The sequence below is a fragment of the Rhizobium sp. CB2179 genome (assembly GCF_057653455.1).
Genome location: NZ_CM172781.1, coordinates 4,294,526 through 4,317,313, shown reverse-complemented (window position 1 = coordinate 4,317,313; position 22,788 = coordinate 4,294,526). Strand labels below are relative to the sequence as shown.

Below are 22,788 nucleotides of genomic sequence, written 5' to 3'. Positions count from 1 at the left end.
CGATTCCGATTTTCGGCGTACGAGTTAAGTTTCGAGCATCTGCCCTTGCGTTTTCGGACGAGGGCACCACATTCTCGTCAGGACGGGCAAGCCCGTTACAAGAATGCGGGACGGTTTCATGCAAGTCGGGAATGCCAGATACCTGAAGCCGGGCGATCTGCCTGATGCGATCGCTGTCTTCCCCCTGACCGGCGCCCTCCTGCTGCCGGCCGGGCAGCTTCCCCTTAACATTTTCGAGCCGCGCTATCTGGCGATGCTGGATGCAGCACTGACCGGAAACCGGCTGATCGGCATGGTGCAGCCGGCATTCGGCGAACACGAGGACAAGGGCGGCGAGCCCAACCTTGCCGCCGTCGGTTGCCTCGGCCGCATCACCTCTTTCGCGGAGACCGGCGACGGGCGCTATATCGTATCGCTGACCGGCGTCTGCCGCTTCCGGCTGCTGGAGGAGAAAGCGACCAGCGATCCTTTCCGCATCTTCCGTATCGCCCCTTTTATCGCCGACCTCTCGGCCGCGAACGAGGAGGAGGCGGTCGATCGCGCAGCGCTTCTGACCGCCTTCAAGGCCTATCTCGATGCCAACAAGCTCGAGGCCGACTGGGAGAGCGTTGAACGCGCGAGCAATCTGACGCTGGTCAATTCGCTGGCGATGATGTCGCCCTTCGGGCCGGCGGAAAAGCAAGCGCTGCTGGAGGCGCCCGACCTGAAGACGCGAGCCGAGACGCTGATCGCCATTACCGAAATCGTGCTGGCGCGCGTCTTTGGTGACTCCGACACGGTTCTGCAGTAGACTTCAGCCATGGACGAAAAACTCAGCCGCGTCGATCCAAAGTTGCTCGATCTCCTGGTCTGCCCGCTCTCCAAGGGCCGGCTTTCCTATGATCGCGAGCAGAATGAACTTGTCTCGGAAAAGGCGCGGCTTGCCTATCCGATCCGCGACGGCATTCCGATCATGCTGGTGTCAGAGGCTCGCCGTCTTGATGAATAGAGCGTCCTTAGCGTTTCCGATTTCGAGTTATGCGCAAGCGCCTCTTTAAATCGTCTCTCCGGCAAGCAGCCGCGGATTGTCCTTTGCCGTCGTTCCGGCCGCCTGGCCGATGAAGAAGGATTTGAGGCGTGGCAGCCGGTCGACGATGCCGAGCCCGACGTCGCGGGCGATGCGGATCGGCGTTGCGTCGTTGGAGAAGAGCCGGTTCAAGACGTCGGTCGTCACCCCCATGCGGAAAGTGTCGAAGCGGCGCCAGGTTTGGTAGCGCTCGAGGATATTGATCGAGCCGATATCGAGGCCGAGGCGATCGGCATCCACGATGGTTTCGGCAAGTGCCGCCACATCCTTGAAGCCGAGATTGAGGCCCTGCCCCGAAATCGGGTGGATACCATGGGCGGCGTCGCCAGCCAGCGCGAAACGCGGCGCGACGAAGGAGCGGGCGAGCGTCAGGCCGAGCGGGAAGGCACGCTTGTCGCCGATCACTTTCAGGCTCCCAAGCTTGTGGCCGAAGCGGCGTTCGAGCTCTTCCTCGAAGATCAGGTCGTCGGCGGCGACCAGCCGGTTAGCATCCGGCGTCCGCTCCGTCCAGACGAGCGAGGAGCGGTTGTTCTTGAGCGGCAGGATGGCGAAGGGGCCGGCCGGCAAAAAGTGTTCCTCGGCGCAGCCGTCATGCGGCCGCTCGTGTTCGACGGTTGCAACGATGCCGGACTGGCCGTAGTCCCAGGTGACGGTCCTGATGCCGGCGAGATCGCGCAGTTTCGAGCGCACGCCGTCGCAGGCAACCAATAGCTTGGTTTCCAGCGTACCACCGTCCGAAAGCGTGACGGTGACATGAGTGTCGTGGGTTTTCAGCTCCGTGGCGCCGAGCCCATGGCGGATATCGATGCCGAGCCGCTCGCAGGCGCCGCGCAGGGCTGCGACCATGGCAACATTCGGGATCATGTGGGCGAAGGGCCGGCCTTCGGAGACTTGGCCGTCGAAGGTCAGAAAAACCGGACGCACCGGATCGGAGGTCTTGGAGTCGGTGACGATCATCTTGGTGATCGGCTGGGCTTCCGGCTCGATCTCGTTCCAGATGCCGAAGACCTCGAGCATCTTTGCCGCCGCCGCGATGACGGCGGAAGCGCGCGTATCGTTTTTCCAGACATGCTCGGGGGCCGCCTCGACGACGGCGACATTCAGATGGGGTGCTGCCTGTTTGACCGCTACAGCGGCGGAAAGGCCGACATAACCCCCGCCCACAACCAGCATGTCCAGCATCGCGCCGCTCCCGTACCTTGTGCCTCAGATGTGCTCTATATAGATCATCGCAACTTCACTTCCTACCGCCGGGAGACATAGAAATGACGCGCGAGACATCAGAGCCTTCGGCGATGGAGACGCTGCTTTCTACGCTCGACCTCGAGCCGATCGAGGTCGATATCTTCCGCGGCCGCAGCCCGAAGGTCGGCTGGCAGCGGGTCTTCGGCGGCCAGGTGATCGGCCAGGCGCTGATGGCGGCGCAGCGCACCATCGAGGGCGAGCGTTTCGTCCATTCGCTGCATGCCTATTTCATGCGTCCCGGCGATCCCTCGGTGCCGATCATCTACCAGGCGGAACGCATCCGCGACGGATCGAGCTTCAATACGAGGCGCGTCGTCGCCATCCAGCACGGCAAGGCGATCTTCGCGCTGTCGGCCTCCTTCCAGGTGGAGGAGCCGGGCTTCGAACATCAGATTACGATGCCCGATGTCGAGATGCCGGAGGCGCTGCTCGGCGAGCAGCAGATCAAGGAACAGTATCTCGCGCACGCGCCGGAGGCGATCCGAAAATACTGGCAGCGCGAGCGGCCGATCGAGATCCGTCCCGTCTCGCTGACGCATTATTTTTCCGACAGGAAGCTCGATCCGAAGCAGGATGTCTGGGTGCGCGCTACCGGCCCGGTTCCCGACAACAGGCTCTATCAGGCGGCCGTGCTTGCCTATCTTTCGGACATGACGCTGCTCGATACGTCGCTCTATGCGCACGGAACGTCCATCTTCGACCAGAGCCTGCAGGTGGCGAGCCTCGATCACTCCATGTGGTTCCACAGACCCTGCAAGCTCGACGACTGGCTGCTTTACACGCAGGACAGTCCGTCGGCTTCTGGCGCCAGAGGATTAACCCGGGGTAGCCTATTTACGCGATCGGGTGAGCTGATTGCCTCTGTCGCGCAGGAAGGTCTGATTCGGAAAAAGGCAAATGAATAAATAATGTGCATCTTTTCGAATTTGCGCGTTATTTGTGCGCTTATCGGCCGGTCATTTGCCTGTTTATTGGCATTATTTATTATAACCTTTACTTTTCAATAACTTACGATCTGCCTTGAATCTGGCACGCCCCTTGAATGTATATCGCCGGTCGCTGTTCAGGAACGTCAGCGGCAAGGAGAGTCGGCTCCGTGCCGAGGATAACGAAGGATGGGAAACCAGATGAAAATTGTGATGGCCATTATCAAGCCGTTCAAGCTCGATGAGGTCCGCGAAGCCCTTACGGCGATCGGTATTCAGGGGCTGACCGTTACCGAGGTGAAGGGCTACGGGCGCCAGAAGGGGCACACCGAAATCTATCGCGGCACCGAATATGCAGTCAGCTTCCTGCCGAAGCTCAAGATCGAAATCGCTGTTGCATCGGAACTCGTCGACAGGGCGGTCGAGGCCATTGCGGCATCGGCCAAGACCGGCCAGATCGGCGACGGCAAGATCTTCGTCTATTCGATCGACCATGCCGTGCGCATCCGTACGGGCGAAACCGATTCAGAAGCGCTGTAAGAACGGCAGATCAAGGAGCTTTTTCCAATGTCAATTTCGAAGTTTTCTTCCACCTTTGCGCGGCTTTGCGCAGCTTCGGCCGCCCTTCTGGCGCCGGCCGTTGCTTTTGCGCAGGAGGCTGCACCAGCTGCTGCCACCGCTGCTGCTCCTGCTTTCACCATGGACAAGGGTGACAATGCCTGGATGCTCGTCTCCTCGGCGCTCGTCCTTTTGATGACCATCCCCGGCCTTGCGCTTTTCTACGGCGGTCTCGTGCGCGCCAAGAACATGCTCTCGGTGCTGATGCAGGTCTTCATGATCACCGCCGTCGTGGCGCTGATCTGGGTGACTTACGGCTATTCGCTCGCCTTCACCGACGGCGGCTCGCTGAACAGCTTCGTCGGCGGCTTCTCCAAGGCCTTCCTCGCCGGCGTCAACACGTCGTCGCTCGCCGAGACCTTCTCGAAGGGCGTCGCCATTCCGGAATACACCTTCATCGTATTCCAGATGACGTTTGCCTGCATCACCCCCGGCCTGATCGTCGGCGCATTCGCCGAACGCATCAAATTCTCGGCCGTCATGCTCTTCGTCGTGCTCTGGGTCACCTTCATCTACTTCCCGATGGCACACATGGTCTGGTTCTGGGGCGGTCCGAGCTCCTACACCTCGCCGGCCGGACTGATCTTCTCCTATGGCGCAATCGACTTCGCCGGCGGCACGGTCGTTCACATCAATGCCGGTATTGCGGGCCTCGTCGGCGCCATCATGCTCGGCAAGCGCACGGGCTATAAGAAGGAAATCATGGCTCCGCACTCGATGACGCTGACCATGGTCGGCGCCTCGCTGCTCTGGGTCGGTTGGTTCGGCTTCAATGCCGGCTCCAACCTCGAAGCCAATTCCTACGCCTCGCTTGCCTTCATCAACACCTTCGTCGCCACGGCTGCCGCCGCTGTGTCCTGGTGCATCGTCGAAACCCTCACCCGCGGCAAGGCTTCCATGCTGGGTGGCGCTTCCGGCGCGGTTGCCGGTCTCGTCGCCATTACCCCGGCGGCAGGCTTTGCCGGCCCGATGGGCTCGATCGTTCTCGGCCTCATCGTCTCGCCGGTCTGCTACTTCTTCGTTGACGTCGTGAAGAACAAGTTCAACTACGACGACAGCCTTGATGTCTTTGGCGTCCATTGCGTCGGCGGCATCATCGGCGCTCTCGGCACCGGTATCCTCGTCAACCCGGCGCTCGGCGGTGCAGGCATCGTCGATTATTCGACCGCCGATTTCGCAGCCTCCTATGCCGGCACGGCAACCCAGGTCTGGGCTCAGGCCAAGGGCGTGCTGACGACGTTGCTGTGGTCGGGTATCGGCTCGGCGATCCTCTACAAGATCGTCGACGTCGTCATCGGCCTGCGTGTCACCGTCGAAGCCGAGCGCGAAGGTCTCGACCTCTCGACCCACGGCGAAGCCGCTTACCACTCTTCCTGATCACAGGGTTTGCGGCGCCCGGCAGAAGGGCGCCGCTTCACGGCCCGTCGCGGCCTATCTAACCATAGACCGCATTTGGCCCGGACCTTCCAAGGTTCGGGCTTTTTTCATTTCCCGGTCTGGAATTGTCGTCCAGCCATGCATGGTTAACATCGCTTTAACCCGGCTCTGATTAGGTAGAGTGGACGCATTTTGGCACGGCGAAGCTTCAGCGATTCGCGTGTCCTCAGGCATTGGACGGGTTAGACACATGGCAAGAAGCACGTCGCCGGCAATGGATGGCCGTCCGGATCGGTTCTCCTTCTCGGCATTCATGCTGCGGCAGATCCAGGCGCTCATCGGCTTTGCGATCTTTCTGCTGCTGGCGTTCTGCGTCGCGGCGCTGGCGACATGGAATGTTGCGGATCCGAGCTATTCCTATGCGACCGCCAACCTGCCGACGAATATTCTCGGTTACAGCGGGGCTGCCTTTGCCGATATCGTCATGCAGTTCCTCGGGCTTGCCAGCGTCGTTTCGATGCTGCCGATCGTCGCCTGGGCGCTGACGCTGATCTCGGGTCGCCGCTTCAGCCGTATTCCGGCCCGTGGCGGCGCCTGGTTGGCCGGTTCGGTGCTTTCCTGCGCCATCATCGGCTGCTTTCCGCCGCCGCTCACCTGGCCGATTCCGAACGGCATCGGCGGCGTCGTCGGCGACATGATCCTGCGTTTTCCCGCACTCTTCGTCGGCGCTTATCCCACAGGCACCTTCGCCATGGTCGTCGGCTGCATCTTTGCCGCGCCGACCGCCTGGATGATGCTCTTTGCCTCCGGCCTGGTCGGCCGCAGCGACGCCGACGAGGAGGTCGAGGAGGAGTACGTCGATACGCGCAGTAGCAAGGCCCGCGTCGTCGGAGACGAGGACGAGGAGGAGGACGAATCCCGCTGGGTCGCTCTCAGCGGTGCCGTGACGCATGCCTGGTATATGAGCCAGGGCCGACTGCGCCGGCTCTTCGGCATGGGGCCGCGCAAGCGGCGCCAGGGCGATTACGAATCCCCTTATGATTTCAACGATGACGAGTTCGGCACGCTGAACGAACCCGTGCGCGCCAAGGCGCCGACCGCTCGCGGCGAGCGCATGGAACCGTCGATGGAGCCATCGATGGGAGCAAGGACGGCTTCGCCGCGGCGCGTCGTTTCCGCGCCGTCGCTGTCCATCGATGACGACGACGATAATGACGACGACCTGCCCTTCGATACCGATATGCCGCCGCGTCCGGCCGATATCCTGCCCGACGACGATGACGAGGACTGGATGATCCGCGCGCCGGCAAAGGCCGCCGGCAAGCCGGAACCGCGCGTCATCCCCGTGGTCGCACGTCCGAAGCCCAGCGCCCGCATCGAGCGGGAGGCGCAAGGCTCGTTCATCCGTCCCGAGGGTTTCCAGCTTCCGTCGATGCATCTGCTCGCCGAACCAAAGAATGTCGTGCGCGACTCCACGCTTTCGGCCGATGCGCTGGAGCAGAACGCCCGCATGCTCGAAGGCGTGCTCGAAGATTTCGGCGTCAAGGGCGAGATCATCCATGTCCGCCCCGGCCCGGTCGTCACGCTCTACGAACTGGAGCCGGCACCCGGGATCAAGTCGTCGCGCGTCATCGGCCTTGCCGACGATATCGCCCGCTCGATGAGCGCCATTGCCGCCCGCGTCGCCGTCGTGCCCGGCCGCAACGCGATCGGCATCGAATTACCGAACCAGACGCGCGAGACCGTCTATCTGCGTGAACTCATCGCCTCGAGGGATTTCGAGGGCAGCAAGGCGAAGCTCGCCATGGCGCTCGGCAAGACGATCGGCGGCGAAGCCGTCATCGCCGACCTCGCCAAGATGCCGCATCTGCTCGTCGCCGGCACCACCGGCTCCGGCAAGTCGGTCGCGATCAACACGATGATCCTGTCGCTGCTCTACCGCATGACGCCGGAACAGTGCCGGCTGATCATGATCGATCCGAAGATGCTCGAACTCTCCGTCTATGACGGCATCCCGCACCTGCTTTCGCCCGTCGTCACCGATCCGAAGAAGGCCGTCGTCGCGCTCAAATGGACCGTGCGCGAGATGGAAGAGCGCTACAAGAAGATGTCGAAGATCGGCGTGCGCAACATCGACGGCTTCAACACCCGCGTCGAGCAGGCGCTGTCGAAGGGCGAGGCGATCTCGCGTACGGTGCAGACCGGATTCGACCGCCACACCGGCGAAGCGATGTACGAGACCGAAGAATTCGATCTGCGGCCGATGCCCTATATCGTCGTGATCATCGACGAGATGGCCGACCTGATGATGGTCGCCGGCAAGGATATCGAAGGCGCCGTCCAGCGTTTGGCGCAGATGGCCCGTGCCGCCGGCATACATGTGATCATGGCGACACAGCGTCCGTCGGTCGACGTCATCACCGGCACGATCAAGGCGAACTTCCCGACCCGCATCTCCTTCCAGGTGACCTCGAAGATCGACAGCCGCACCATCCTTGGCGAACAGGGCGCCGAGCAGCTGCTGGGCATGGGTGACATGCTCTACATGGCGGGCGGCGGGCGTATCCAGCGCGTGCACGGCCCGTTCGTTTCGGATGTCGAGGTGGAAGAGATCGTCTCCTACCTGAAGACCCAGGGCTCGCCGCAATATCTCGACGCGATCACCGCCGATGATGACGAGGATGGCGATTACGGCGGCGGCGGCGGCCCGGCCGGCACGTCCAATCTTTCCGAATCGGAAGATCCCTACGACCAGGCGGTCGCCATCGTGCTGCGCGACGGCAAGGCATCGACATCCTACGTCCAGCGCCGCCTCGGCATCGGCTACAACCGCGCTGCCTCGCTCGTCGAGCGCATGGAGAAGGAGGGCATCATAGGACCGGCCAACCATGCCGGCAAACGCGAGATCCTCGTTCCCACAGAAGGCGACATCCTCGACCGCTGACAGAACAGGCATATATTTCCAATACAGCCGCTTTTGCGGAAACCTGATAGCGCCGAAGCCGTTACCTCTCGCAGGCCGATCGCAACGCCTTGAAGACGCCGCCTTTCGGCAGCATGCAGATCGCATAAAGGAGATTTAGATGAGTCACTCCGATACCTTCCTCTCCGGCCTGACGGTAACGCGCCGCGACCTTCTCGGCGCCCTTGCCGTCGCTGCGATAGCGAGCGCCATTCCCCTTGGTGCTTATGCGCAGGCGGCAGCTCCCGCCTCCGGCACGGCGCAGGCGATCGCCGATCATTTTTCCGGCGTCACGACGATGCAGGGCGAATTCGTGCAGTTCGGCCCGCGCGGCGAACAGACCGGCGGCAAGTTCTTCATCCAGCGCCCCGGCAAGCTGCGCTTCAACTATGACGATCCGTCGCCGATGCGGGTGATCGCCGACGGCAAGAACGTCGCCATCGGCAATATGAAGCTCAAAACCTGGGATCTCTATCCGCTGTCCAAGACCCCGCTCAGCCTGCTCCTCGCGCAGCATATCGATCTGTCGGCGGGCATGGTGAAGGGCGTGAAGGAAGAGTCTGACCTGACGACGATCGCGCTCGGCAACAATACGGTGTTTGGAAACTCCACCATTACCATGATGTTCGACCCGAAGACTTACGACTTGCGTCAGTGGACGATCACCGACAATCAGGGCAAGGACACCTCGGTGATGATCTTCAATGTCAAAACCGGCATGCAGTTCGAGGATCGCGTCTTCCGCGTGCCCTATGAGACCATTCCAGGCACGCCGCAGTCGCGCGACTGAGAGCTTTTCGGTTGATCGCCGGCCGCTTTTACCAGATCCGGATGTTTTCAGGCCGATTGGCTTGAAAACATCCGGATCTCAATCAACGATTTGAGCATGATGTCGTCCGAAAACCGCTCACACTTTTCGGCATCATGCTCGTGGCTGGTTCCCTCGCGTCCGCCTTTGTTTTAAAGCCCTTCATGAAAGCGCGTCGCGTCGAGCTGCGGTTCGGCCGGCATGCAGGCATTGGACGCGAGAGGGTATGGGGCATGGGTTTTTCGATCACCACCTGGAACATCAATTCGGTGCGGCTGCGCATGCCGATCGTCGAGCAGCTCGTTCTCAAGCACAGGCCCGATATTCTCTGCCTGCAGGAAACCAAGGTGACGAACGACCTGTTTCCGGCGGCACCGCTCAGGGCTTTGGGCTACAATCACATCATCATCCATGGCCAGAAGGGTTATCATGGCGTGGCGATCGCCTCGCGCATTCCGTTGACCGAGGATCACCGGCAGGATTATTGCGGCATCGGCGATGCGCGTCACATCTCGGCGATCTTCGAGCGCGGCAATCGTCGGGTTCGGCTGCATAATTTCTATGTCCCGGCCGGCGGCGACGAGCCGGATCGCACGATCAATCCGAAATTCGGCCACAAGCTCGATTTCATCGAAGAGATGAAGCTGCTGAAAGCCAATGGCGAGGCCAACACTTCAGCCATCCTCGTCGGTGACCTCAACATCGCGCCGCTGGAGCATGACGTCTGGTCGCACAAGCAGCTTCTGAAGATCGTCAGCCATACGCCTGTCGAAACCGAGGGGCTGCTCGAGGTGATGAAGCGCGGCGCCTGGCTCGATCTCATGCGTCAGCATGTGCCTGAAAACGAGAAACTCTACACCTGGTGGAGCTACCGCGCCAAGGATTGGGAGGCCGCCGACCGCGGCCGCCGTCTCGACCATATCTGGTCGTCGTCGGATCTCGGGCCGCATCTCAAGCGAATCGAAATCCTGAAAGAGGCGCGCGGCTGGGACCGGCCCTCCGACCACGTACCGGTGACGGCGCATTTCGATTTCTAGGGCGATTCGGTCCAGCTTTTTGTAAAGGGCAGAAGCGCTCTAACTGGGGTCAGTTGAAGCGATAGAATTGACTTGCGGCCTTTGCCGCGAGTTCGGCGAGATTGTCGCGGATGCGGTTCTCGATCAGCCGGGCTGCGTCCGGATATTCTTCGATCAGCCGGTGGAAGAGGGCGCGGGTGATGCGGATGATGCTGGTGTCCTCGCGCGCTACCGCGGTGAACTTGCGCTCCACCAGGGTTACCAGCGCCAGCTCGGAAACCAGGGTTCCGGGACCGGCGATCCCCTCTGTCCTCTGCATGCCGTCGCTGCTCGTCGCGCTCAGCTCCAGGCTGCCGCTGAGGATGACATAGGCACTCTCGGCGGGTGAGCCCTGGCGAAACAGCATCTGGCCGGCAGCGATCATGCGCCGGTCGGCGCCAAAGGCGATCAACCGCAGCTGATCCTCGTTCATGTCCTTGAACAGAGGAAGCTGCGCGAGCATGTGGATGTCGTCGGTCAGCGCCATGCGGGCTTTTCGCCTTAGAGCAATTCCAGCAGAAGTGCGTCGCAGTCTGCGTTCGGAATTGCATGAAAACAAAGAGATAGGCATTTCCGTGATTCGGAGAAAAACGGAACTGCTCTAGGGTATGATCTTGTAGCCGCCGTTTTCCGTGACGAGGATTTCGGCATTGGAGGGATCTCGCTCGATCTTCTGGCGCAGGCGATAAACGTGGGTTTCCAGCGTATGCGTCGTTACGCCGGAATTATAGCCCCAGACCTCTTCGAGCAGCACGTCGCGGGTGACGACCTTCTGTTCGGCGCGGTAGAGATAGCGGATGATCGCCGCTTCCTTTTCCGTCAGTCGGATCTTCTGGCCGTTATCGGTGGTCAGGAGCTTCTGGCTGGGCTTGAAGAGGTAAGGGCCGACGGTAAAGGTCGCGTCCTCGCTCTGCTCATGCTGGCGCAGCTGCACGCGGATGCGGGCGAGCAGCACGGCGAAGCGGAAGGGCTTGGTGACATAGTCGTTGGCGCCGGCTTCGAGGCCGAGGATCGTGTCGGAATCGGTATCGTGGCCAGTCAGCATGATGATCGGCGCCTTGAAACCGCCCTTGCGCAGCAGCTTCACTGCCTCGCGGCCGTCCATATCGGGCAGGCCGACATCCATGATCAGCAGATCGATCGGCGTCGCGCGGGCGGTCGCGACACCTTTGCCGGCGTTGGCTTCCTGCAGAACCGTGAATTCCTCATACAGCGACAATTGCTCCGTCAGCGTCTGCCGAAGGTCATCGTCGTCATCCACCAGAAGAATGGTGCGTGCGGTCATGCCGTTTGCGTCCTCATGTTAAGTCCCCTAGTCCTACGCCAAATTCCTGGTTTGGCAAGGATCGGGCAGCGGGCTGTTGCCGGGTCGGTTTCGATATGATTTCAATCGAAGCCCCAGACAAGGCACGACATGCGAGAAAAATGGAAAAAGCAAGGCAGAGGCGGGGTATGACGCTGTCGACGATGGTGGTGCGTGCTGCGCCGGGGCGCAAGAATCGGGCGATCGTCCGGCTCGGCGCCATCACCGTGCCCGCTGCGATCGGCCGCTCCGGCCGCACAGTGATGAAACGCGAGGGCGACGGCGCCACGCCGATCGCCTCGATGAGGCTGATATCAGGCTTCCGGCGCGGTGAGCGGAATGGCCGGCTCGTCACTCCGCTTTCCATCCGCCGCATCCGCCCCGACATGCTCTGGTGCGATCAGTCCGACAGTGCCAGCTACAACCGCCTCGTCCGGGCGCCGTTTTGCGCAAGTCATGAGGAAATGCGGCGCAGCGACGGGCTCTACGATATCTGCCTGGTGATGGACTGGAACATCTCCTCGCGTGCGCGCAATCGCGGCTCGGCGATCTTCTTCCATCTCATCAGGCCAGACTACGAGCCGACGGCGGGGTGCGTGGCGGTGAGCCTGCGCGACATGCGCCGCCTGCTGCCTCACCTTCGAAAGGGAACGATTGTCCGCATCGTCTGATTGTCTTCCGGATGCGGTCGCCTATATGCTGTCGGTGACCGAACGCTCCGGCTGAAATGCGTTCAGGGACGTCCGCAAGCGCGGGCGCAATTCATGCCTCGTCCAATTCTTCAAACTCCCGGAGATATATTGTGACCGCTCAACCCATCATCACTTTCCATGACGGACATTCCATTCCGCAAGTCGGCCTCGGCGTCTGGCAGACGCCGCAGGATATTGCCGCTCCCACCGTGCGCACGGCGATCGCCGCCGGCTATCGTCATATCGATACGGCTTCCGGCTACGACAACGAAGAGGGTGTCGGCGAAGGCATCCGCTCTTCCGGCCTCGACCGCAAAGACATCTTCGTCACCACCAAACTCAGGAATACCGATCAAGGTTATGACAATACGCTGCGTGCATTCGAGGGCAGCCTGAAGAAGCTCGGTTCCGAGTACGTCGACCTCTACCTCATTCACTGGCCGTCGCCGCATCGCGGCCTCTATACAGAGACCTGGAAGGCTTTCGCCCGAATCCGGGAAGAGGGTCGTGCCCGTTCGATCGGCGTGTCGAATTTCAATCCCGAACATCTCGAGCGTATCATCGGCGAGACCGGCGTCGTTCCCGTCATCAACCAGATCGAGCTGCATCCCGATTTCCAGCAGAAGGTGGCGCAGGAGGCTCATCAGAAGCTGAATATCGCCACCGAATCCTGGAGCCCGCTCGGCCAAGGTAAGTTCATCTCGAACGCCGATATCGGTCAGATCGCCAAAAAACATCAGAAGACGCCGGCTCAGGTGATCATTCGCTGGCACATCGATACCGGCCTCGTCGTCATCCCGAAATCGGTGACGCCGTCGCGCATCGAGGAGAACTTCCAGGTGTTCGACTTCAAGCTCGATGCCGACGACATGGCCGCGATCGCCAAACTCGACAGCGCCGGTGCCCGCATGGGACCGGATCCGATAACGGCGACCTTCTGATCGTCGTCTCAATCATTGCCAAGGCAATCAACGGCCGCCTCGGGAGAGATTACCCGCGGCGGCCTTTGTATGACGGGCCTGCCGCTTCAATAGTTACATTTGGACGAGCCGTTGGTCGGGGTAAAACCGAAGTTGCAGGCATTGTTCAGGCGCTGCGGACGCCCGATCGAACCGGTATAATCGTCCGAAGCGAAGGCGCGCGAGGGATACCAATAGCCATTCGAGCTCTTGATATAGCCGGGCCGGGCGCTGCTATAGCCACGATAGCCATTGAGAGACGGTGCCTTGTTTTGCGCGACCTGTTGCCACAAGCCGGAAGAGACCGTGATCGGCGGTGCTGCCGGATGGATCGGCGCAGCCGCGGCGGCATCGATCGATGCCAGCGATACGAACAGGCCCAGGATGGTTTGCGGCAGGCGTCCTGCCATTTTCTGTCTCATGGCTATTCTCCCAGATCACACAACGCGGAACTTTGCTCCTGCATGATTCCTCAAATCGGAATCGATTTAAGGATGAAATTATGCAGCAATCCAAAGTGTTACAGCGTCCTTTGCGCGTCTGAAAAGACGCGCGCGCTGTAGCGCCGCCAGGCCAATGATCGCCGAAACCGGCAATGGACGCCCGAAAGCGTGTCTGTCGAAAGTCGCGCGAGATGCGTCTGAAAGCGCCATCTCGATGAAGCCACAGGCACCCTCCGATGTCGATTGCCCGAACGGGTGAAATCGAGAACGCGGGTCATTCACTGACGAGCCCATGGGAGCATTATCCACCAGGTGCCGAAGGCACGGGGTGCCATAAATGCGAAGCCCACCGATGCGCAGGGGCATCGGTGGGCTTTTGATTGTTATCCGTTTCGACGGATCAGTTCCACTCGCGGATATCGACGAAGTGCCCGGCGATCGCGGCTGCAGCGGCCATTGCCGGCGAGACGAGGTGCGTGCGGCCCTTGAAGCCCTGACGGCCCTCGAAGTTGCGGTTTGAGGTCGAAGCGCAGCGTTCGCCCGGCTTCAGACGGTCGTCGTTCATCGCAAGGCACATGGAGCAGCCCGGTTCGCGCCAGTCGAAACCGGCGGCCTTGAAGATCTTGTCGAGGCCTTCGGCTTCCGCCTGTTCCTTGACGAGGCCGGAACCCGGCACGATCATCGCGTCGACGGTTGAGGCAACCGTCTTGCCTTCGACGACCTTGGCGACTTCGCGCAGATCTTCGATGCGGCCGTTGGTGCAGGAGCCGATGAAGACGCGGTCAAGCGTGATGTCGGTCATCTTCGTGCCCGGCTTCAGGCCCATATAGTCGAGCGCGCGCCACTTGGAGGTGCGCTTGGTTTCATCCTGGATGTCATCCGGGTTCGGAACGATGCCCTGGACGGAGATGACATCCTCGGGCGAGGAGCCCCAGGAAACGATCGGCGGCAGGCTGGCGGCGTCGAGGACGACGACGCGGTCGTAATGAGCGCCCTCGTCGGTCTGCAGCGTCTTCCAGTAGGCGATCGCCTGTTCCAGCGCCTCGCCCTTCGGCGCGCGCGGCTTGCCCTTGATGTATTCGAAGGTCTTTTCGTCCGGGGCGATCAGGCCGGCGCGGGCGCCGCCCTCGATCGTCATGTTGCAGACGGTCATGCGGCCTTCCATCGACAGCGCGCGGATCGCTTCACCGGCAAATTCGATGACGTGGCCGGTGCCGCCGGCCGTGCCGATCTCGCCGATGATGGCAAGGATGATGTCCTTGGCGGTGACGTGCGGCGGAAGCAGGCCGTCGACCCGCACCAGCATGTTCTTGGCCTTCTTCTGGATCAGCGTCTGGGTCGCCAGCACATGCTCGACCTCGGAGGTGCCGATGCCGTGCGCCAGCGCCCCGAAGGCGCCATGCGTCGAGGTGTGGCTGTCGCCGCAGACGATGGTCATGCCAGGCAGGGTGAAGCCCTGTTCCGGACCGACGATGTGGACGATGCCCTGGCGCTTGTCGCTTGCCGAATAATATTCGACGCCGAATTCGGCGGCGTTGGTGGCCAGCGCTTCCACCTGGATGCGGCTTTCCTCGTTCTTGATGCCGAGATGGCGGTCGGGCGAGGTCGGAACGTTGTGGTCGACGACGGCGAGCGTCTTTTCCGGCGCGCGAACCTTGCGGCCGGTCATGCGCAGGCCTTCGAAAGCCTGCGGCGAGGTGACTTCGTGGACCAAGTGGCGGTCGATGTAGAGAAGACAGGTGCCGTCCGGCTGTTCGTCGACCAGATGATCGTCCCAGATCTTGTCGTAGAGGGTACGCGGTGCGCTCATGGCGTTAAGTCCGTTTTTCTGAAGCTTTTGGAAAATCGAGAATGGCAGATCAGGCTCCGCCGGCCGTCATTCGATCAACGAAGTCGGCTGTTGAGCGCACCAGACACACACGCAAAAAACCGCGCCGGCAGGCGATAGTGATCCTGCAGCACGAAAATATGCGCACCAATGCATCTGAACTTGGATTCCATGGCCTGCATATACCAACTTTCCGCCGCCTGGGCAATGTTCTGCCAAAAGCCCTATGGGGTCAGCAAAAAGCGGTTATAAGGTCGAATATCCCTTGGGTGAAGCCGCTGCTCAATTCCAGCTACAGCTCAGTTCGTCTTGAAAGCAACTATGGCCGACATTGCCCGCCAAGCAGCGTAGGAGTGATCGATAAGATCCCGGGCCTAAGGTACGGCAGTAGCCAAATGATTTTTCTGAGACGATCGCCCAGTGCTCAGCGAGCTTCTTCTTTGCGTCAGCTTCATCCTGAAGGCACTTGTTAGTCTCGACATTCTTTTCATCGGCGTTCAGCATCTTTGAGGTTAGCCGGACACAGAACGAGCCGTCATATTCAGGCAACTCTGCTGCTTGCAGAGAATTCGATGTTGCAACAACGGGTACCAAAAGAAGCGACGCGACCGAAAATTCCAAGAGTGATATTCTCATAGCGTTTTTCCGCGACAGGTCAGCTTTCCCGAATAGCATTTTTCGCCGACAGCCAGCGAAAGACAGCCCATAAGCTGCTGATATGATTTCGTTTCGTTCTTGGTTCCCTTGTATTTCATACAGATTTTCATGTCATCGTCGGTGACCAGGAACCAATGTTTCTGCAATTGCTCCTTGAAGCGATTTTCGAAATTATTGCATTGCATATAGGCAAGGAAACGCTGGGCGGGCTTGATCGGATGTTGCGATACTTCTTCGCAGTAACCCTGGAAGACGGGCAGTTCGGCAGCCTTGGTCGAAAATGATATCGTGCTGATAAGAACAAAGACCGCCAAGAAAAGGGAGATGGGCGCTGTCATTCAAAAATGCTCCAAGATTTTTGCAACCTAAAAATTGCTCTTGGGGAAATGCAAGTAAAAAGTTGATGCATTCACCGCGACTTCATCCATTTCTCCGTCCGCCGGAGCGCCAGCGACAGGCCGATCGTCAGGATCAGATAGATATAGGTGACGATCGAATAGGTCTCGAAGAAGCGAAAAGAGCCGGCGGCATAGACCTTGCCCATCTGGGTGATGTCGGCGACGCCGAGCACGGAGACGAGCGAGCTGTCCTTCACCATCGAGACGAAATCGTTGGAGAGCGGCGGGAAGATCACCCGGATCGCCTGCGGGAAGACGACGGAGCGAAAGCGCCGGTAGCGCGACAGGCCAAGCGCCTTGGCCGCCTCGATCTGGCCGAGATCGACCGACTGGAAACCGGCCCGGAAGATTTCGGCGATGAAGGAGGAATAACCGACCGTCAGCGCGATGATCGCTCGCCACATCAGCGACAGGTCGCGCACCAGGATGGGCTCGGCCATGCCGGATGTCACCAGCGGCGAAATCAGGAAATTATAGGCTGCGACCAGAGCCGGCGCGCCGACGAAGGCGACGTAGAACAGCAGCACGAGGATCGGTATGCCGCGGATGATCTCGATGTAGAATCGCGCAATCTGACGCAGCACCTGGCTGTCGGCCATGCCGAGCAGGCAGATGCCGAGGCCGAGCACGGTGGCGAGCACGAAGGCGACCAGCGTGACGAAGACGGTGACGCCGACACCGTTGACGACGGTGCGGAAGACCTGGGCGTATATATCGTTGGCGACGATGACGACGGCAAGGACGATGCCGATCGTGACGAGGGCGACCAGCCACCAGGGATAGTCGTCCTTGACGTGTCTGTCGGGCGATGGTCGCAAGGCCATCAGCGGCTGCTCGGCGTCATTCGCCCATCTTGTAGTCGAGGAACCACTTCTTGTTCAGCCCATCCAGCGTGCCGTCGGCCTTGAGTGCGGCGATGGCGGCATTGACAGGGGCGACGAGGTCGGACCCTTTCGGGAAAATGAAGCCGAAATCTTCGGTGCCGAGCGGTTCGCCGATCAGCTTCAGGGCGCCGTTCGAGGCATCGACATAACCCTTGCCGGCGGTGCCGTCGGTCAGCACGACGTCGACATCGCCGGCCTTCAAGGCCTGGACGGTGGCGCCGAAGGTTTCGAAGAGCTTGATACGCGGGTTCTGCTCGTTGCCATCAAGCACTTCATAAACGGCGGTGTAGAAGGGCGTGGTGCCGGGCTGCGCGCCGACCAGGCCGTCCTTGAATTCGCCGAAGGACTTGGCATCGGTGAAGCGCTTCTCGTCGCCACGCACCAGCATGAACTGCTGCGAGCGCATATAGGGATCGGAGAAATCCACCTTTTGCTTGCGGTCTTCCTTGATGGTGATGCCGGTCATGCCGATGTTGTACTGGCCGTCGGAAACTGCCTGGATCATCGCGTCCCAGCTGGTGTTCTGGTATTCGACCTTGAAATTCAGCCGCTTGGCGATCTCGTTCATCGCATCATATTCCCAGCCGATCGCCTTGCCGGATTTCGGATCGACGAATTGCAGCGGCGGATAGGCATTCTCGGTGACGACGACGACGCTCTTGCCGCCGAGATCGGGCAGCTCGGCCGCCGATGCGGCGAGGGGTAGAAGAGCAAGGGCGGCGAAGCTCGCAAGAACGGTACGACGAAACAACATTGGACGGTTCCCCAAATTGAACGGCAAAAACTGTCACGGAAGATAGGCCCGAGGCAAGGCCGCCCACTGCGTGCCCGCGCAAAAAATAGAAAAGGCGACCCGAAGGCCGCCTTTCCAAGCAAAGAATTTTGCGTGGCGCAGATCTTATTCTGCTGCCGGTTCCGCTGCAGCGGCGGCTGCTTCTGCGGCGGCCTTTTCAGCAGCGGCCTTGGCTTCCGCAGCTTCTGCTGCTGCCCTCTCGGCGGCGAGCGCCTGGGCTGCTGCAACCTTTTCAGCTTCGATGCGTGCCTTTTCCTCGGCAATGGCGGCGCGCTCGGCGTCGTTGAGCTTGCGGGCGCGGACGCCGGTGTCTTCAACAATACGGGCAGACTTGCCGCGACGGTCGCGCAGGTAATAGAGCTTGGCGCGACGGACCTTACCGCGGCGAACGACGTCGACGCTCTCGATCATCGGCGAGTAGATCGGGAATACGCGCTCGACGCCTTCGCCGTAGGAGATCTTGCGGACCGTGAAGTTTTCCTGCAGGCCGCCGCCGGAGCGGGCGATGCAGACGCCTTCATAGGCCTGAACGCGGGTACGGGTGCCTTCCGTGACCTTAACGTTGACGCGGACGGTGTCGCCCGGGGAAAATTCGGGGAGCGTGCGCTTGGCTTCGATCTTGGCGGCCTGTTCGGCCTCAAGCTGCTGAATGATGTTCATCGTCTTAACCTTTGGTTCTTCTGAAACAGCCAGAGCGCTCGACACTGATCCTTCGGAACTGGCCTCGGGACTTTGCCCGTCAGGGCGGGAGCGGATTCGCCATTCTTTGTTTGCTGGCAGACGGGGATAAACCCCATTTCCGCGTGCGCCAATACACGAAAGGCCAGGGCTTGTCATCCCTTGGACGGCATTTTTGTGAAAAGGGCTGCAAAATCAGCCGTTTTTCTCACTTTACAGCGCCGATCGTCTTTTCAGACGCACAAAGGACGCTGTAGCATTTGAATCTACGCATCGCGCTTTCCGATATTCGATCCCGATTTCGGGGCCGATGCGCCAGCCTTTTCCAGCAGATCCGGCCGCCGCTCCCGCGTCAGCCGCACCGCTTCCTGATGCCGCCATTTTTCGATGGCGCCGTGGTTGCCCGAGGTGAGGATCGCGGGGATCTCCCGCCCTTCCCATTCCTGCGGCCGGGTATAATGCGGATGTTCCAGCAGTCCGCCTTCGAAGCTTTCGTGCAGGCCGGAAAGATCGTTGCCCATGACACCGGGCAGGATGCGGATAATCGCATCGAGCACGATCAGCGCCGCCGGCTCGCCGCCTGATAGGACGTAGTCGCCGATCGAGACCTCTTGCAGTCCGCGCGCCTCGATCACCCGCTGGTCGACGCCCTCGAAGCGGCCGCAGACGATGATGACGCCGTCACCCGCCGCGAGCTCGCGCACACGCTCCTGCGTCAGCGGCCGGCCGCGCGGGCTCATCAGCAGCCGCGGGCGGGTATCGTTTTCTGAGGCGCTGTCGATCGCACGCGCAAGAACGTCGGCCTTCAGCACCATGCCGGCGCCGCCGCCGGCCGGGGTGTCGTCGACGGTGCGGTGTCTGTCGGTGGCGAAGTCGCGGATCTGCACCGTGTCCAGCGACCATTTGCCCCGCTCCATCGCCTTGCCGGCCAGCGAGAAGCCCAGATGCCCCGGAAACATTTCCGGATAAAGTGTCAGCACGCTCGCCCGGAAAGCCATTACTTCTTCTTTTTCGGCTTGTCGGGAGTGAATTTCGAAAGCTCTTCGGGATCTTCGACCAGCCCCGCCGCCAGCGGATCGATCAGTAGCGTGCCGGCCTCGAGGTCGATCTCCAGCACCGAGGCTTCCGAGAAGGGGATCAGCACCGGGCGTTTGCCCGGACCTTTGAGTTCCAGCAGGTCGCCGGCGCCGAAATCGAAGACGCCGGTGACGGTGCCATAGCTGACACCCTTATCGTCGCGCGCCTCTAGCCCCTCGAGGTCGGCATAGTAGAACTCGTCGTCCTCCAGCTCCTCGTCCGGCAGGTTGTCCCGCTCGATATAGAGTTCAAGCCCGTTCAGAGCCTCGGCGGCATTGCGGTCGTTGACGCCGCGGAAACGGACGACGACGACATTCTTCATCTCGCGGATTTCGAGAATTTCGAAGCTGCGGCCATCCATGCTGTGCAGATGGCCGTAATCGCCAAGCGCGCCGGGATCGGCCGTATAGGCCTTGGCGCGCACCTCGCCCCGGAGGCCTTGCGCGCCACCGATCGTCGCCATCAGAACGGGGTTTTCAAGCTTGGTCATGGGTTCCTTCATGTGAAGCCGAAAGACAGGTTTCTCATAAACGAAGTGCGTGCGATTGGAAACGAAAACGGGCGGCATGTCGCCATGCCGCCCGCTCGAAGGGAATGTCGCGATTATTCCGCGGCGTCTGCAGCAGCAGCGGCGGCGTCGGTGACCTTCTGAGCCTTTTCGGCGGCGCGTTCCTGGGCGCGCTTGCCGGGCTTTGCCTTGACCGGGTTGTTCTTGACTTCGCGCTTGGCAACGCCGGCCTCGTCGAGGAAGCGCAGAACGCGGTCGGTCGGCTGGGCGCCGTGTTCGATCCAGTGCTTGATGCGCTCGGCGTTCAGCTGAACGCGCTTCTCATCGTCCTTGGCAAGCATCGGGTTCCAGGAACCGAGGTTTTCGAGGAAGCGGCCGTCACGCGGGCTGCGCGCATCGGCGAGAACGACGTGGTAATACGGGCGCTTCTTGGAACCACCGCGGGCGAGACGAATTTTCAGTGCCATGTTCTTTACTCCTTGGGCTTTTCTTGACCGCTTTCTTGAGCGGTACGGGTTATCGGGCTGCAGCACTCTGTTCAGCGTGATCCGCAGCGATCTGCTCATGATGCCGGATGACTTCCTTGATGACGAAGTTCAGGAACTTCTCAGCGAAATCCGGGTCCAGATTGGCGGCTTTCGCCAGCTGGCGAAGGCGTTCGATCTGGTATTCCTCGCGCGCCGGGTCGGCCGGCGGCAAATTGTATTTGGCCTTCAGCACGCCGACCTCTTTGGTGCAGCGGAAGCGTTCGGCCAGCATGTGCACGAGAGCGGCATCGATATTGTCGATCGACTGCCGATAGCTCGCGAGCTGGGCTTTGACGTTTGGATCAATCATGGGGCAAGCGATCCTTTCACTTCTTCTTCGGCAATCCGGGCAATCCCGGGAAACCACCGCCAAGGCCCGGCAGCTTGGCGCCGCCGAGGCCCGACAAACCACCCGGCATACCGCCGAGACCGGGCATGCCCCCACCCGGTTTTCCAAGCCCCGCCGCTTCCGCCTGCTTCTGCAAGGCCTCGAGCTGCCGGGGATCGATATTCGAGAGATCGGGCATGCCGCCACCCATACCGCCGCCGAGCCCCATCTTGCCGGCAAGGCCGCCCATCATCTGCTTCATCATGCCGCCTTTGCCCTTGCCGCCCATCATCTTCATCATGTCCGCCATCTGGCGGTGCATCTTCAGAAGCTTGTTGATGGCGGCGGCATCGGTGCCGGAACCGGCGGCGATGCGCTTCTTGCGCGAATGCTTGAGCAGGTCGGGATTGGTGCGCTCGGCCTTGGTCATCGACTGGATGATGGCGATCTGGCGGCCGAAAAGCTTGTCGTCGAGGCCGGCTGCGGCCATCTTGTCCTTCATGCCGGCCATGCCGGGCATCATGCCCATGATGCCGCCCATGCCGCCCATCTTCTGCATCTGGCGCAGCTGGTCGGCGAGGTCGTCGAGATCGAACTTGCCCTTGGCCATCTTGGCGGCCATGGCGGCCGCCTTCTCGGCGTCGATGTTTTCCGCTGCGCGCTCGACGAGCGAGACGATGTCGCCCATGCCGAGAATACGGTCGGCGATGCGGCGGGGATGGAATTCCTCCAGCTCGCTCATCTTCTCGCCGACGCCGATCAGCTTGATCGGCTTGCCGGTGACGGCGCGCATCGAAAGGGCGGCACCGCCGCGGCCATCGCCGTCCATGCGGGTCAGCACCAGACCGGTGATGCCGACGCGTTCGTCGAAACTGCGGGCGAGGTTGACGGCGTCCTGGCCGGTGAGGCTGTCGGCGACCAGCAGGATTTCATGCGGGTTCGAGCGCTTCTTGATGTCGGCCATCTCGATCATCAAGGGCTCGTCGATATGGGTACGGCCGGCGGTGTCGAGGATGACGACATCATGGCCGCCGAGCCTGGCCGCCTGCACGGCGCGGGCGGCGATATCCGTCGGCGACTGGCCTGATATGATCGGCAGCGTGTCGATATTGGCCTGGGCGCCGAGCTGGCGAAGCTGCTCCTGGGCTGCCGGACGGCGCGTGTCGAGCGATGCCATCAGCACCTTCTTCTTCTCGCGCGTCGACAGGCGATGGGCGATCTTCGCCGATGTCGTCGTCTTGCCGGAACCCTGCAGGCCGACCATCATGACGACGACGGGGGCCGCTGCATGCAGGTCGATGCCGACCCCTTCGCCGCCCAGCATCTCGATCAGTTCGTCATGCACGATCTTGACGACCATCTGGCCGGGCTTGATCGACTTCAGGATCTCGGCGCCGACAGCCTTTTCACGCACGCGGTCGGTGAAGGAACGCACGACGTCGAGCGCGACGTCGGCCTCCAGCAACGCACGGCGAACCTCGCGCAGCGCTGCGGAAACATCGGCTTCCGAAAGCGCGCCACGGCCTGTCAGTCCATTCAGAATGGATCCAAGACGGTCCTGGAGGTTTTCAAACATCGGCTCTTCCTTGATACGTTTCGGGCGGGTTTTTATGTGCCCGGAAACGTCGTGCTTTTCCTTGACGAAAACAAGACGCA

The 22,788-nt window shown here is 61.1% G+C and carries 25 protein-coding genes; 11 read left to right on the top strand and 14 right to left on the bottom strand.

Features of this window, described 5'->3' with window-relative positions; all coding sequences use genetic code 11:
• The first annotated feature begins 103 nt into the window (after positions 1–103).
• The gene (locus AC244Q_RS21290) at positions 104–790 is read left to right on the top strand and encodes an LON peptidase substrate-binding domain-containing protein (RefSeq protein WP_017995461.1); all 687 of its coding nucleotides are present in this window, start codon (positions 104–106) and stop codon (positions 788–790) included.
• Positions 791–799: 9 nt separating this feature from the next.
• Positions 800–988, top strand: coding sequence for a Trm112 family protein (locus AC244Q_RS21285; protein WP_012759389.1), 189 nt, complete (start codon positions 800–802; stop codon positions 986–988).
• 45 nt (positions 989–1,033) lie between these two features.
• On the opposite strand, the gene AC244Q_RS21280 is transcribed toward AC244Q_RS21285, so the two are convergent.
• The gene (locus tag AC244Q_RS21280) at positions 1,034–2,248 is read right to left on the bottom strand and encodes a ubiquinone biosynthesis hydroxylase (RefSeq protein WP_012759388.1); all 1,215 of its coding nucleotides are present in this window, start codon (positions 2,246–2,248) and stop codon (positions 1,034–1,036) included.
• A gap of 83 nt (positions 2,249–2,331) precedes the next feature.
• On the opposite strand from AC244Q_RS21280, the gene tesB reads away from it, so the two are divergent.
• The 6 genes from tesB (at position 2,332) to AC244Q_RS21250 (ending at position 10,039) form a co-directional block, all read left to right on the top strand.
• Entirely contained in the window at positions 2,332–3,216 is an 885-nt protein-coding gene (gene tesB, locus AC244Q_RS21275) for an acyl-CoA thioesterase II (protein ID WP_012759387.1), read from the top strand.
• Between the two features lie 210 nt (positions 3,217–3,426).
• A complete protein-coding gene (locus tag AC244Q_RS21270) occupies positions 3,427–3,777 on the top strand; it encodes a P-II family nitrogen regulator (protein ID WP_003543684.1) in 351 nt (116 codons plus the stop codon).
• Positions 3,778–3,804: 27 nt separating this feature from the next.
• Complete coding sequence (locus AC244Q_RS21265; RefSeq protein ID WP_128406551.1) at positions 3,805–5,232, top strand: ammonium transporter; 1,428 nt, start codon at positions 3,805–3,807, stop codon at positions 5,230–5,232.
• 250 nt (positions 5,233–5,482) lie between these two features.
• Positions 5,483–8,176 carry an FtsK/SpoIIIE family DNA translocase gene (locus AC244Q_RS21260; protein WP_017995458.1) on the top strand — a complete coding sequence of 898 codons (2,694 nt, stop codon included), beginning with the start codon at positions 5,483–5,485 and terminating at the stop codon, positions 8,174–8,176.
• Positions 8,177–8,315: 139 nt separating this feature from the next.
• Positions 8,316–8,984 (top strand): outer membrane lipoprotein carrier protein LolA, encoded by a 669-nt coding sequence (locus AC244Q_RS21255; protein ID WP_128406552.1) that lies wholly within the window; start codon positions 8,316–8,318, stop codon positions 8,982–8,984.
• A 251-nt stretch (positions 8,985–9,235) separates the two neighbouring features.
• Positions 9,236–10,039: an exodeoxyribonuclease III gene (locus AC244Q_RS21250; RefSeq protein ID WP_026157502.1), complete on the top strand. Its 804-nt coding sequence runs from the start codon at positions 9,236–9,238 to the stop codon at positions 10,037–10,039.
• Between the two features lie 49 nt (positions 10,040–10,088).
• Here AC244Q_RS21250 and AC244Q_RS21245 read toward each other — a convergent pair whose 3' ends face one another.
• Positions 10,089–10,544 (bottom strand): cyclic nucleotide-binding domain-containing protein, encoded by a 456-nt coding sequence (locus AC244Q_RS21245; RefSeq protein ID WP_017995456.1) that lies wholly within the window; start codon positions 10,542–10,544, stop codon positions 10,089–10,091.
• A gap of 114 nt (positions 10,545–10,658) precedes the next feature.
• Entirely contained in the window at positions 10,659–11,342 is a 684-nt protein-coding gene (locus AC244Q_RS21240) for a response regulator transcription factor (RefSeq protein ID WP_017995455.1), read from the bottom strand.
• Positions 11,343–11,509: 167 nt separating this feature from the next.
• Between AC244Q_RS21240 and AC244Q_RS21235 the strand changes: the two genes are divergently transcribed.
• Both AC244Q_RS21235 and AC244Q_RS21230 read left to right on the top strand, forming a co-directional pair.
• Positions 11,510–12,031 carry a L,D-transpeptidase family protein gene (locus AC244Q_RS21235; RefSeq protein ID WP_017995454.1) on the top strand — a complete coding sequence of 174 codons (522 nt, stop codon included), beginning with the start codon at positions 11,510–11,512 and terminating at the stop codon, positions 12,029–12,031.
• 131 nt (positions 12,032–12,162) lie between these two features.
• Positions 12,163–12,993, top strand: a complete 831-nt coding sequence (locus AC244Q_RS21230) for an aldo/keto reductase (RefSeq protein WP_017995453.1) — start codon at positions 12,163–12,165, stop codon at positions 12,991–12,993.
• 86 nt (positions 12,994–13,079) lie between these two features.
• On the opposite strand, the gene AC244Q_RS21225 is transcribed toward AC244Q_RS21230, so the two are convergent.
• Both AC244Q_RS21225 and leuC read right to left on the bottom strand, forming a co-directional pair.
• Positions 13,080–13,433: a hypothetical protein gene (locus tag AC244Q_RS21225; RefSeq protein ID WP_017995452.1), complete on the bottom strand. Its 354-nt coding sequence runs from the start codon at positions 13,431–13,433 to the stop codon at positions 13,080–13,082.
• Between the two features lie 421 nt (positions 13,434–13,854).
• Positions 13,855–15,264 (bottom strand): 3-isopropylmalate dehydratase large subunit, encoded by a 1,410-nt coding sequence (leuC, locus tag AC244Q_RS21220; protein ID WP_003543674.1) that lies wholly within the window; start codon positions 15,262–15,264, stop codon positions 13,855–13,857.
• Between the two features lie 41 nt (positions 15,265–15,305).
• Between leuC and AC244Q_RS21215 the strand changes: the two genes are divergently transcribed.
• A complete protein-coding gene (locus tag AC244Q_RS21215; RefSeq protein WP_162770426.1) occupies positions 15,306–15,755 on the top strand; it encodes a hypothetical protein in 450 nt (149 codons plus the stop codon).
• A 159-nt stretch (positions 15,756–15,914) separates the two neighbouring features.
• Here the strand turns inward: AC244Q_RS21215 and AC244Q_RS21210 are convergent, their stop codons facing one another.
• The 9 genes from AC244Q_RS21210 to ffh all read right to left on the bottom strand — a co-directional run bounded on the left by AC244Q_RS21210 (position 15,915) and on the right by ffh (position 22,708).
• A complete protein-coding gene (locus tag AC244Q_RS21210) occupies positions 15,915–16,277 on the bottom strand; it encodes a hypothetical protein (protein ID WP_113546737.1) in 363 nt (120 codons plus the stop codon).
• A gap of 71 nt (positions 16,278–16,348) precedes the next feature.
• Positions 16,349–17,161 (bottom strand): amino acid ABC transporter permease, encoded by an 813-nt coding sequence (locus AC244Q_RS21205; RefSeq protein ID WP_012759375.1) that lies wholly within the window; start codon positions 17,159–17,161, stop codon positions 16,349–16,351.
• Between the two features lie 16 nt (positions 17,162–17,177).
• On the bottom strand, positions 17,178–17,975 hold the full coding sequence (locus AC244Q_RS21200; RefSeq protein ID WP_011653909.1) for a basic amino acid ABC transporter substrate-binding protein: 798 nt from the start codon (positions 17,973–17,975) through the stop codon (positions 17,178–17,180).
• A 144-nt stretch (positions 17,976–18,119) separates the two neighbouring features.
• Positions 18,120–18,674, bottom strand: coding sequence for a 50S ribosomal protein L19 (gene rplS, locus AC244Q_RS21195; protein ID WP_012759374.1), 555 nt, complete (start codon positions 18,672–18,674; stop codon positions 18,120–18,122).
• Positions 18,675–18,958: 284 nt separating this feature from the next.
• On the bottom strand, positions 18,959–19,690 hold the full coding sequence (gene trmD, locus AC244Q_RS21190; protein ID WP_012759373.1) for a tRNA (guanosine(37)-N1)-methyltransferase TrmD: 732 nt from the start codon (positions 19,688–19,690) through the stop codon (positions 18,959–18,961).
• A complete protein-coding gene (rimM, locus tag AC244Q_RS21185; RefSeq protein WP_113546786.1) occupies positions 19,690–20,259 on the bottom strand; it encodes a ribosome maturation factor RimM in 570 nt (189 codons plus the stop codon). The genes trmD and rimM overlap by 1 nt, the downstream gene beginning before the upstream one ends.
• Positions 20,260–20,372: 113 nt before the next feature.
• Positions 20,373–20,744 (bottom strand): 30S ribosomal protein S16, encoded by a 372-nt coding sequence (rpsP, locus tag AC244Q_RS21180; RefSeq protein WP_012759371.1) that lies wholly within the window; start codon positions 20,742–20,744, stop codon positions 20,373–20,375.
• Between the two features lie 49 nt (positions 20,745–20,793).
• Complete coding sequence (locus AC244Q_RS21175) at positions 20,794–21,114, bottom strand: chorismate mutase (protein WP_003543666.1); 321 nt, start codon at positions 21,112–21,114, stop codon at positions 20,794–20,796.
• 16 nt (positions 21,115–21,130) lie between these two features.
• Positions 21,131–22,708: a signal recognition particle protein gene (gene ffh, locus AC244Q_RS21170; protein ID WP_113546738.1), complete on the bottom strand. Its 1,578-nt coding sequence runs from the start codon at positions 22,706–22,708 to the stop codon at positions 21,131–21,133.
• Between the last annotated feature and the right edge of the window lie 80 nt (positions 22,709–22,788).

Excerpts from the sequence above, each read along its gene's own strand:
- AC244Q_RS21205 (WP_012759375.1), bottom strand. The coding sequence starts at position 17,161 with ATGGCCTTGCGACCATCGCCCGACAGACACGTCAAGGACGACTATCCC.
- rplS (WP_012759374.1), bottom strand. The coding sequence starts at position 18,674 with ATGAACATCATTCAGCAGCTTGAGGCCGAACAGGCCGCCAAGATCGAA.
- AC244Q_RS21240 (WP_017995455.1), bottom strand. The coding sequence starts at position 11,342 with ATGACCGCACGCACCATTCTTCTGGTGGATGACGACGATGACCTTCGG.
- AC244Q_RS21260 (WP_017995458.1), top strand. The coding sequence starts at position 5,483 with ATGGCAAGAAGCACGTCGCCGGCAATGGATGGCCGTCCGGATCGGTTC.
- AC244Q_RS21210 (WP_113546737.1), bottom strand. The coding sequence starts at position 16,277 with ATGACAGCGCCCATCTCCCTTTTCTTGGCGGTCTTTGTTCTTATCAGC.
- AC244Q_RS21250 (WP_026157502.1), top strand. The coding sequence starts at position 9,236 with ATGGGTTTTTCGATCACCACCTGGAACATCAATTCGGTGCGGCTGCGC.
- AC244Q_RS21290 (WP_017995461.1), top strand. The coding sequence starts at position 104 with ATGCGGGACGGTTTCATGCAAGTCGGGAATGCCAGATACCTGAAGCCG.
- rpsP (WP_012759371.1), bottom strand. The coding sequence starts at position 20,744 with ATGGCACTGAAAATTCGTCTCGCCCGCGGTGGTTCCAAGAAGCGCCCG.
- trmD (WP_012759373.1), bottom strand. The coding sequence starts at position 19,690 with ATGGCTTTCCGGGCGAGCGTGCTGACACTTTATCCGGAAATGTTTCCG.
- AC244Q_RS21200 (WP_011653909.1), bottom strand. The coding sequence starts at position 17,975 with ATGTTGTTTCGTCGTACCGTTCTTGCGAGCTTCGCCGCCCTTGCTCTT.
- AC244Q_RS21255 (WP_128406552.1), top strand. The coding sequence starts at position 8,316 with ATGAGTCACTCCGATACCTTCCTCTCCGGCCTGACGGTAACGCGCCGC.
- AC244Q_RS21215 (WP_162770426.1), top strand. The coding sequence starts at position 15,306 with ATGGCAGATCAGGCTCCGCCGGCCGTCATTCGATCAACGAAGTCGGCT.
- rimM (WP_113546786.1), bottom strand. The coding sequence starts at position 20,259 with ATGACCAAGCTTGAAAACCCCGTTCTGATGGCGACGATCGGTGGCGCG.
- AC244Q_RS21245 (WP_017995456.1), bottom strand. The coding sequence starts at position 10,544 with ATGGCGCTGACCGACGACATCCACATGCTCGCGCAGCTTCCTCTGTTC.
- AC244Q_RS21285 (WP_012759389.1), top strand. The coding sequence starts at position 800 with ATGGACGAAAAACTCAGCCGCGTCGATCCAAAGTTGCTCGATCTCCTG.
- AC244Q_RS21225 (WP_017995452.1), bottom strand. The coding sequence starts at position 13,433 with ATGAGACAGAAAATGGCAGGACGCCTGCCGCAAACCATCCTGGGCCTG.
- AC244Q_RS21265 (WP_128406551.1), top strand. The coding sequence starts at position 3,805 with ATGTCAATTTCGAAGTTTTCTTCCACCTTTGCGCGGCTTTGCGCAGCT.
- ffh (WP_113546738.1), bottom strand. The coding sequence starts at position 22,708 with ATGTTTGAAAACCTCCAGGACCGTCTTGGATCCATTCTGAATGGACTG.
- AC244Q_RS21235 (WP_017995454.1), top strand. The coding sequence starts at position 11,510 with ATGACGCTGTCGACGATGGTGGTGCGTGCTGCGCCGGGGCGCAAGAAT.
- leuC (WP_003543674.1), bottom strand. The coding sequence starts at position 15,264 with ATGAGCGCACCGCGTACCCTCTACGACAAGATCTGGGACGATCATCTG.
- AC244Q_RS21270 (WP_003543684.1), top strand. The coding sequence starts at position 3,427 with ATGGGAAACCAGATGAAAATTGTGATGGCCATTATCAAGCCGTTCAAG.
- AC244Q_RS21280 (WP_012759388.1), bottom strand. The coding sequence starts at position 2,248 with ATGCTGGACATGCTGGTTGTGGGCGGGGGTTATGTCGGCCTTTCCGCC.
- tesB (WP_012759387.1), top strand. The coding sequence starts at position 2,332 with ATGACGCGCGAGACATCAGAGCCTTCGGCGATGGAGACGCTGCTTTCT.
- AC244Q_RS21175 (WP_003543666.1), bottom strand. The coding sequence starts at position 21,114 with ATGATTGATCCAAACGTCAAAGCCCAGCTCGCGAGCTATCGGCAGTCG.